This window comes from Streptomyces sp. NPDC058045 (assembly GCF_042885635.1).
Taxonomy (GTDB): Bacteria; Actinomycetota; Actinomycetes; order Streptomycetales; family Streptomycetaceae; genus Streptomyces.
In genome coordinates, this window is the sequence record NZ_JBHVRR010000094.1 from 1 (window position 1) to 9,149 (window position 9,149).

General features: G+C 71.0%; 9 protein-coding genes. 2 read left to right on the top strand and 7 right to left on the bottom strand.

Features of this window, described 5'->3' with window-relative positions; genetic code table 11:
- The coding region (locus ACFVST_RS28670) for an ATP-grasp domain-containing protein (protein WP_390146946.1) at positions 1-134 on the bottom strand (134 nt) is incomplete at its 3' end.
- Positions 135-308: 174 nt separating this feature from the next.
- Between ACFVST_RS28670 and ACFVST_RS28675 the strand changes: the two genes are divergently transcribed.
- Positions 309-1,289 carry a 2-dehydropantoate 2-reductase gene (locus ACFVST_RS28675; protein WP_390156509.1) on the top strand — a complete coding sequence of 327 codons (981 nt, stop codon included), beginning with the start codon at positions 309-311 and terminating at the stop codon, positions 1,287-1,289.
- A gap of 90 nt (positions 1,290-1,379) precedes the next feature.
- Here ACFVST_RS28675 and ACFVST_RS28680 read toward each other — a convergent pair whose 3' ends face one another.
- The 6 genes from ACFVST_RS28680 to ACFVST_RS28705 form a co-directional block, all read right to left on the bottom strand.
- Positions 1,380-1,583, bottom strand: coding sequence for a formate dehydrogenase subunit delta (locus tag ACFVST_RS28680; RefSeq protein ID WP_390156510.1), 204 nt, complete (start codon positions 1,581-1,583; stop codon positions 1,380-1,382).
- Between the two features lie 31 nt (positions 1,584-1,614).
- A complete protein-coding gene (gene fdhF / locus ACFVST_RS28685) occupies positions 1,615-4,434 on the bottom strand; it encodes a formate dehydrogenase subunit alpha (protein WP_390156511.1) in 2,820 nt (939 codons plus the stop codon).
- Positions 4,431-6,044, bottom strand: a complete 1,614-nt coding sequence (locus ACFVST_RS28690) for a formate dehydrogenase beta subunit (RefSeq protein WP_390156512.1) — start codon at positions 6,042-6,044, stop codon at positions 4,431-4,433. Before ACFVST_RS28690 ends, fdhF begins: the two co-directional genes overlap by 4 nt.
- Entirely contained in the window at positions 6,041-6,523 is a 483-nt protein-coding gene (locus ACFVST_RS28695; RefSeq protein WP_390156513.1) for a formate dehydrogenase subunit gamma, read from the bottom strand. Before ACFVST_RS28695 ends, ACFVST_RS28690 begins: the two co-directional genes overlap by 4 nt.
- 71 nt (positions 6,524-6,594) lie before the next feature.
- A complete protein-coding gene (locus ACFVST_RS28700; protein ID WP_390156514.1) occupies positions 6,595-7,332 on the bottom strand; it encodes an acyl-CoA dehydrogenase family protein in 738 nt (245 codons plus the stop codon).
- A gap of 73 nt (positions 7,333-7,405) precedes the next feature.
- Positions 7,406-8,632 (bottom strand): hypothetical protein, encoded by a 1,227-nt coding sequence (locus tag ACFVST_RS28705; RefSeq protein ID WP_390156515.1) that lies wholly within the window; start codon positions 8,630-8,632, stop codon positions 7,406-7,408.
- 403 nt (positions 8,633-9,035) lie between these two features.
- Here ACFVST_RS28705 and ACFVST_RS28710 point away from each other — a divergent pair.
- A partial coding sequence (locus tag ACFVST_RS28710; RefSeq protein WP_390156516.1) for a CoA transferase occupies positions 9,036-9,149 on the top strand: 114 nt, incomplete at its 3' end.

Sequence of the window (9,149 nt, forward strand, 5' to 3'; positions counted from 1 at the left end):
TTGACGACCGACTTGCCGCCCAGACGCTCGGTGGCAGCGCGCGCCGCCTCAGGCGTGTCGATGACTTCACCGGCCAGCACCGGTACACCGTGCTTCGCGAAGAGATCGCGTGCCTGGTACTCGAACAGGTCCATGGGATGACTCCCTCATACGGGCGGTGGGCAATAGGGGGAGAATAGAAGGATCGAATACTGTATGCAATACGTCCGACGGCGAACCCTTCACTTCCTGCGGAAACGCGCTCGCCCCCTGGACACCCTCTCCCGATATTGCATACAGTATCCATCTTCCCATCGAGAGGAGCCATCGTGAAGGTTGCAGTCCTCGGAGCCGGTGCCATCGGGGCATACGTAGGAGCGTCACTGCACCGGGGTGGCGTCGAGGTCCATCTGATCGCCCGCAACGAGCACCTGCGGGCCATGCAGGCCAACGGAGTCCAGGTGAACAGCGCGCGCGGCGACTTCCACGCGACGCCGAACGCCACCGACGACCCCACCGAAGTCGGCCCCGTCGACTACGTGTTCCTCGGCCTCAAGGCACACTCGTACCCCTCGTGCGAGCCCCTCATCAAGCCGCTGCTCGGCGAGCACACCGCCATCGTGGCCGGCCAGAACGGCATCCCCTGGTGGTACTTCCACCGCCTGGCCGGGCCCTACGAGGGCCGCCGGGTCAACGCGGTCGACCCGGACGGCGCCACCACCGCCGTCCTGGCTCCGGAGCGGGCCATCGGCTGCGTCGTCTACCCCGCCACCGTCGTCGAATCGCCGGGCGTCATCCGGCACTTGGAGGGCACCCGCTTCTCCCTCGGCGAGCCGTCCGGGGAGATCTCCGAACGGTGCACCAAGCTCAGCGACGCCATGATCGCCGGCGGGCTGAAGGCGCCGGTCGAGGCGAATCTGCGCGACGACATCTGGATCAAGCTGATGGGCAATGTCGCCTTCAACCCGCTGAGCGCCCTCACCCGGGCCACCATGGCGGAGATCTGCCAGAACCCGCCGACCCGGCACCTGGTCGCCCAGATGATGGAGGAGACCCTCGACATCGCGGCCAGGGTCGGCAGCACCCCGGACATCTCCATCGAGAAGCGGCTCCGCGGCGCCGAGAACGTCGGCCACCACAAGACCTCCATGCTCCAGGACCTGGAAGCCGGCAAGGAACTCGAACTCGACGCCGTGGTGACGGCCGTGGTGGAGATCGCGGACATCGCCGGTGCCGAGGCACCCACCCTGCGCGCCATCCACGCCGCCACCGGCCTGCTGGCACAGACCAGCACCCCCCGGAGCGCCTGACTCCCGCCCCCGGCAGCACCGTTGATGCCCCCGGCGACCAGGCGAATTCCAAGTCCCCGGGGGCATCAGCCCGTTACGGCCACGGAGTGGTCAACCGGCGCCGTTCTGCCGCGAGTTCAGGCTGCGCACCGCGGCCACCACCACCGGCGGCAGGCCCTCCGCTCCGGCGCCCACCGACTCGGCGAGCCTGCTGCGCATCCGCGGGTCCCAGAACCGGCCGATGTGGTTGGCGACCGCCTGCACGGCCTGCTCCTCGGGCAGATGACCGAAGGCCGCCGCGATGTCGTTCGCCATCCGGGTCTCCGGAGGCACACCGGCGGCCATCTCAGTCCACCGCCGCGGTGATCCGGCCGGCCACCGCGGGCCCGGCGTGCTCCGACTCCAGTGGATGGGCCAGGCCCACCTGCACCGCGGTCACCTTGTACTCGGGGCAGTTGGTGGCCCAGTCCGAGTTCTCCGTGGTCACCACGTTGGCGCCGGTCACCGGATGGTGGAAGGTCGTGTAGACCACACCCGGCGGCATCCGGTCGGACACCTGCGCCCGTAGCGTCGTCGCACCCACCCGGCTGGCCAGGGTCACCACATCCCCGTCGCTGATACCGCGCACCTCCGCGTCATGCGGATGCAGCTCCAGCAGGTCCTCGGAGTGCCAGGCCACATTGCGGGTACGGCGGGTCTGCGCGCCCACGTTGTACTGGCTGAGGATGCGGCCGGTGGTGAGCACCAGCGGGTAGCGGGAGGTGGTCCGCTCGTTGGTGGGCACATAGGTGGTGACCACGAAGTTGCCCTTGCCGCGGACGAACTCCTCGGCGTGCATGGTGGGCGTGCCCTCCGGCGCGGCCTCGTTGCAGGGCCACTGCACGCTGCCCAGCTTGTCGATCAGCTCATAGGTGACACCCGCGAAGGTGGGTGTCACCTGGGCGATCTCGGCCATGATGCTGCTGGGGTGGTCGTAGTCCATGGGGTAGCCCATGGCGGTGGCGATCTCGCAGACGATCTGCCACTCGTGCCGGCCCGTCTTCGGCGGCATCACCGCACGGACCCGGTTGACCCGGCGCTCCGCGTTGGTGAAGGTGCCGTCCTTCTCCAGGAAGGACGCGCCAGGCAGGAAGACATGGGCGAACTTCGCCGTCTCGTTGAGGAACAGGTCCTGCACCACCACGAGTTCCATGGCCTCCAGCGCCGAGGTGACGTGCTGGAGGTTGGGGTCGGACTGGGCGATGTCCTCGCCGTGCACGAACAGCCCGCGGAACGCGCCGTCGATCGCCGCGTCGAACATGTTGGGGATGCGCAGCCCCGGTTCGGCCAGCAACTCCCGGCCCCACAGCTCCTCGAAGACGTGGCGCACCGCCTCGTCGGCGACATGCCGGTAGCCGGTGAACTCGTGTGGGAAGGAGCCCATGTCGCAGGAGCCCTGCACATTGTTCTGGCCGCGCAGCGGGTTGACGCCGACCCCGTCGCGGCCGAGGTTGCCGCAGGCCATCGCCAGGTTGGCCATTCCCATGACCATGGTGGAGCCCTGGCTGTGCTCGGTGACGCCGAGTCCGTAGTAGATGGCGCCGTTGGGGGCCTCGGCGTAGAGGCGGGCGGCGGCCCGCAGTTCGGCGGCCGGTACTCCGGTGATGCCCTCGGTGGCCTCCGGGCTGTTCTCCGGGCGGGCCACGAACTCGGCCCACTGGTCGAAGTTCTCGCACCGCGCGGCCACGAACTCCCGGTCCACCAGGTCCTCGGTGACCACCACATGGGCCATCGAGTTGATCAGCGCCACATTGGTGCTGGGCTGCAACTGGAGGTGGTGGGCAGCCTCGATGTGCGGGGAGCGCACCAGCTCGATCCGGCGCGGGTCGGCCACGATCAGCCGGGCGCCCTCCCGCAGCCGCTTCTTCATCCGGGACGCGAACACCGGGTGCGCGTCAGTGGGGTTGGCGCCGATCACCACGATCACGTCGGCCTCGGCCACCGAGCGGAAGTCCTGGGTGCCGGCCGACTCGCCGAAGGTCTGCTTCAGCCCGTAGCCCGTCGGCGAGTGGCAGACGCGGGCGCAGGTGTCGATGTTGTTGTTGCCGAAGGCGGCACGCACCATCTTCTGGACGACGTACACCTCCTCGTTGGTGCAGCGCGAGGAGCTGATGGCGCCGATGGAGTTCGGGCCGTGCCGGTCCTGGATGGCGCGCATCCTGGTGGCGACGGTGGTGATGGCCTCGTCCCAACCGACCTCGCGCCAGGGGTCGTTGACGCTGTCCCGGACCATCGGCTTGAGCTGCCGGTCCGGGTGGCTGGCGTAGCCGAAGGCGAAGCGGCCCTTCACACAGGAGTGCCCCTCGTTGGCCCCGCCGTCCTTGTACGGCACCATCCGTACGAGTTCGTCGCCGCGCAGCTCGGCCTTGAAGGAGCAGCCGACACCGCAGTACGCGCAGGTGGTGATGACGGAGCGGGTCGGCATCCCGAGTTCGACGACCGAGCGCTCCTGGAGGGTGGAGGTCGGGCAGGCCTGGACGCAGGCGCCGCAGGAGACGCACTCGGAGTCCTGGAACAGTTCCCCGGCGCCGGGCGACACCTTGGAGTCGAAGCCGCGGCCCTCGATGGTCAGCGCGAAGGTGCCCTGCACCTCACCGCAGGCGCGGACGCAGCGGGAGCAGGCGATGCACTTGGCCGGGTCGAAGTCGAAGTACGGGTTGGAGACGTCGGGTTGGGCGTCCAGGTGGTTGGCGCCGTCCTGGCCGTAGCGGACCTGGCGCAGGCCGACGACGCCGGCCATGTCCTGGAGTTCGCAGTCGCCGTTGGCGGGGCAGGTGAGGCAGTCCAGCGGGTGGTCGGAGATGTACAGCTCCATCACACCCTGGCGGAGCTTGGCCACCTTCGGGGTCTGGGTACTGACCCGCATTCCGTCGGCGCACGGGGTGGTGCAGGACGCCGGGGTGCCCTTGCGGCCGTCGATCTCCACCACGCAGAGGCGGCAGGAGCCGAAGGCGTCCAGGCTGTCGGTGGCGCAGAGCTTGGGGATGCCGACACCGGCCAGTGAGGCGGCGCGCATCACCGAGGTGCCCTCCGGCACCGTGACGCTCTGCCCGTCCACCTCCACGGTGACGGTGGCCTCGCCGGCCCGCTCGGGTGTGCCGTGGTCGGGTTCCTTCAGGAGTGTCATGCCGTGCCCTCCGTCCTCGCACCGCCGCCGGATGCCGTGCCGGCCGCGGTGGGTGCTTCGCGGGCGAGGAAGTCGTCCGGGAAATGGGTGATGGCGCTGCGCACCGGCATCGGGGTCAACCCGCCCATGGCGCACAGCGATCCGTCGGTCATCAGCTCGCAGAGGTCTTCCAGCAGTGCCAGGTTGCCGTCGCGGTCCTGCCCGGCCACAATGCGGTCGATCACCTCGACGCCGCGTACCGAACCGACGCGGCAGGGCGTGCACTTGCCGCAGGACTCGGCCGCGCAGAACTCCATGGCGAAGCGGGCCTGTGCGGCCATGTCCACGGTGTCGTCGAAGACGACGACACCGCCGTGGCCGAGCATGGCGCCGGCGGCGGCGAAGGCCTCGTAGTCCATCGGCAGGTCGAGCTGCTCGACCGGCAGATAGGCGCCGAGGGGGCCGCCGACCTGGACGGTGCGCACCGGGCGCCCGGAGAGGGTGCCGCCGCCGTACTCCTCGATCAGCTCGCGCAGGGTGATGCCGAAGGCGGTCTCCACGACGCCGCCACGGGCGATGTTGCCGCCGAGTTGGAAGACCTGGGTGCCGCGGGAGCGTCCGATGCCGAGGCTGCGGTAGGCCTCCGCGCCGTCGGCGAGGACCATCGGGACGGTGGTGAGGGTGAGGACGTTGTTGACCACGGTGGGCTTGCCGAACAGGCCCTGGATCGCCGGGATGGGCGGCTTGGCGCGGACCTCGCCGCGCTTGCCCTCCAGGCTCTCCAGCATGGAGGTCTCCTCACCGCAGATGTACGCGCCGCCGCCGACCCGCACCTCCAGGTTGAAGTCGAGTCCGGAGCCGAGGACGCCCTTGCCCAGCCAGTTCTGCTCGCGGGCGACGGCGATCGCGGCACGCATGGTGGCCACGGCGTCGGGGTATTCGGAGCGGATGTAGACATAGCCCTCGGTGGCGCCGACCGCGTGCGCGGCGATGGCCATGCCCTCGATGAGCAGGAACGGATCGCCCTCCATCACCATCCGGTCGGCGAAGGTCCCGCTGTCGCCCTCGTCGGCGTTGCAGCAGACGAACTTGAGCTTGTCCGCGCAGTCGAGGACGGTCTTCCATTTGATCCCGGCGGGGAATCCGGCGCCGCCCCGGCCGCGCAGCCCGGACTCGGTGACGGCGGCCACCACGTCCTCGGGGCTCATGGCGAGGGCGGCGCGCAGCCCGGCGAGGCCGCCGTGCGCCTCGTAGTCCTCCGGGGACAGCGGGTCGGTGACGCCGACGCGGGCGAAGGTGACGCGCTTCTGGCCCGCCAGCCAAGGGAGTTGGTCGACCACACCGATCCGCAGCGGGTGCTCCGCCCCGTCGAGCAGTCCCGCCTGGAAGAGGCCCGGGACGTCCTCGGGGGTCAACGGGCCGTAGCCGACGCGACCTTCGGGGGTGGCGACCTCGACCAGCGGCTCCAGCCAGAGCATTCCGCGGGAGCCGTTGCGCACGATGTGCACCGGCCGGTCCTGGCCGGCGGCGGCCTGCCGGACGGCTTCGGCGACGGCGTCCGCACCGACGGAACGGGCCGCCGAGTCACGCGGGACGTACACCGTCACCGCGGAGTCAGAGGGCTTTGTCACGATGAGACCGCCTCGTCGAGAATCTTGCGCAGCCGGTCCGGGCTCATCCGCCCGAGCAGTTCGCCGCCTGCCTGGATGGAGGGCCCCAGCGCGCAGTTGCCGAGGCAGAAGACCTGTTCCAGGGTGACCGCGCCGTCGGCGGTCGTCTCCCCCGGGCCGATGCCGGCACGCTCCCGGGCGCAGTCCACCAGGGCGTCCGCACCCAGCGCCTGGCAGGCCTCGGCACGGCAGATCCGCACCGTGGTCCGGCCCGCGGGCTCCCGGCGGAAGTCGTGGTAGAAGGTGACCACCCCGTGCACATCGGCCCGGGACAGATTGAGTTCCCGAGCCAGGACCGGCACGGCCTCCTGCGGTACACAGCCCAGTTCGGCCTGCACGGCATGGAGAATCGGTAGTAGTGCTCCGCGTTGGCCGCGGTGGGCGGCCACGATCGCACCGACCGTGGCCGCCACCGCCCCCTCACTCACGCTCGTCGTCATGATCGCTCCCACTCGCCGGGTCTGATCCACGGTATAACTCACCCGCGCGGACTGTATACAGTCCGCAACGACTAGGCGGAAGCCTCCGCGACCACCCTCCGCGCGCTCCCGGCCCCGCTCATCGGGGCGGCCAGCCAAGGCAGCACCGTGCCGAGCAGTACGTCGAGACCGCCGCCCTCCGGACCGAGGCGGGCGCATGACGGCACCAGGACCGGGTCGGCCCGGACGCTGGCGGTGGCGCTGCCGCGCGGCCCCTCCCCGTCCGGCCGTGCGGGCACGAACAGGCCCGGCGCGTCGGCGGGAACCAGCCACAGCGTCACCCCGTCCCGGCCGTCGGTCGGCCGCGAGGACCAGACATAGCTGTCAGCCTCCCCCGCCGCGGCCACATCACGCTTGCGTGCGGAGAGCGCCACCACCTCACCGGTGCGGGTCGCGGTGGAACCGGGCCGCGCCAGGTCGGCCTCCCCCGCGTCGGCCAGGGCGAGGGTGCTGAGGTGCGCGCCGCCCGCGATCCCGCGGCGCACCCACTCGATGCCGTACGCCTCGATGATCGCGGTGGCCGCGTAGTGGGATCTGAGGGCGGCGCCGGTGGCCGGGCAGACCGCGGACACCTGGGTCACGACCTCGGCGGCCTCGGCCAACCCCCGTCCCCCGCCGCCGAGTTCGACGGGAGAGATCAGGCCCAGCAGCCCGGCCCGCCCGAGGGCGACGACCGAGGCACGGGGGAAGGTGCGGGACCGGTCGGCCTGTTCGGCGCCCGGTCCGATGACGGTGCTCAGTGCGGTGTGGAGAGCGGAGCGGTACGACATGGGAAGCCTCCCGTGGACGTTTCGGAGTCGGGGGGTTGGTCGGGTGGGCGTTCGGAGCGGTTCGCTCTCGGGCTCAACTGGCCTGCTGAGCCGCAGAGTTGACGTGGTGGAGCTGCGGAGCCGATTCGGTCGGGGTGGAGCGTTCGGTGGTCTCGGGGGCCGGGTCGAGGCCCAGGTCCGCGGGGTCCCCGGCATCGTCCAGGACCAGGACGGTGCTGGGGCCGGGTAGGGGCGGATGACCCTCGGCGGTGGCCGGGCCGAGCCCCTGACCGGAGGTGGGGCGGGCGGCCCCGGTGGGGTGTGCGGTGAGGTGTGCGGTCAGCGGTGCGTCGAGGTCGGCGGGGCGCAGCAGCACCGCGGAGTTGCCGGTGAGCAGGACGGCCCGCGGCCCCCGCCGGGACGGTACGGCGCCCGCCCGCAGGATCAGCTCCCGCACGCTGAGTTCGGGTGCCGCCTCGTAGAGCCCGGGGCAGCCGACCTCACCGCACACTCCGAACAACCGTGTGACGGCGGGCAGTTGGGCATCACCCCGGCCCACCGCACCGTCGAGCAGCGCCTGCCCCATCCCGAGCAGCGCCTCCAGATCCAGTACGGCCACCGGAGCCGTCCCGTACGCCTGGGCGTCCTGACCGCTGTCGGCCGCCTGCGCGTCCTGACGTATCTCCATGTCGAAGTCGAAGCCGGGCCGGCCCAACACCCCGGTGCCGAGCAGACCTTGACCGCGGGCCTCGGCGAGCGCCTGTTCCATACGGCGCCGGGCGCGCGGGACACCGGGCCGCAGCCGGAGCAGACCGCGCCCGCAGCCGCTGGCGAACCCGGCCAGGGTGACCGCCTCGACCACCGCGTAGGGATCGCCTTCCAGCAGGATCCGATCCCGGAACGCGCCCGGTGTGCCGGCGCCGTCACCGCACACCAGGTACCGATGCCCGGCACCCCGCGCCATGCCCAACATCCGTGCCCACGGCCCGAGTTGGTGGCGGGTGGCGGCGGGGCCCAGGTGCAGTGCGCGACTCAGTGCGGTGTAGCCGCCGGTCGCGCGGTATCCGTCCAGGCTGCGGGAGCCGGCGGCACCGATCCGCCGCAGCAGCCGCAGCCCCGGCTCGCCGCACTGGGGCACGGAGGTGGTGACGGGTGTCTCGCAGACCGTCGGATCGGGCGAGGGGTCGGGCCCCCACCGCGCCGCCCAGCGCACCGAGGCCGCCGAGGTGGGCGCCAGGATCTGCTCCCGCCCGTGCGGTCCGGACTCGGAGACGAGGGCGGCGGGGGCCCGCTCGCACACTCCAAGGCAGGGGCTCTGCACCCACCTGACCTCGGCCGCGCCCCGGTTACCGCGCCCGCGCTCGGCACGCGGGCCGGGGTCAGGTACCGGCGCCCCCACCGCGCGGCACACCGGGCCGGCGCAGAGGTGGACGGCACGCCGGGGCCAGGGCGCCGGGGCTGTACCCGCGGGCACTCCGGCCGCCTCTCCGGTGAGGTCCAGATCCATGGTGGTGCTCCTGTACGCAGGAGGTGAAACAGAATTGCATACAGTATACGTCGCACCCATAGACCCAAGGCAAGACCCATGACAGCCACTGGACATCCAATGAATGACAAGAGATGGTTATCGCATACAGTATGCGTCTACAGGATGCAGAGCCCTGTTAACGCTGTCGTACCGCGCCCCCGGGCGCCCATTGACCGAGATGATTGAGGTGACCAGCGTGACGGCCCATGCTCTCGACGGCGTGCGTGTTCTCGATATGACGCATGTCCAGTCCGGCCCGTCCGCGACCCAGCTCCTGGGCTGGCTCGGCGCGGACGTCGTGAAACTTGAG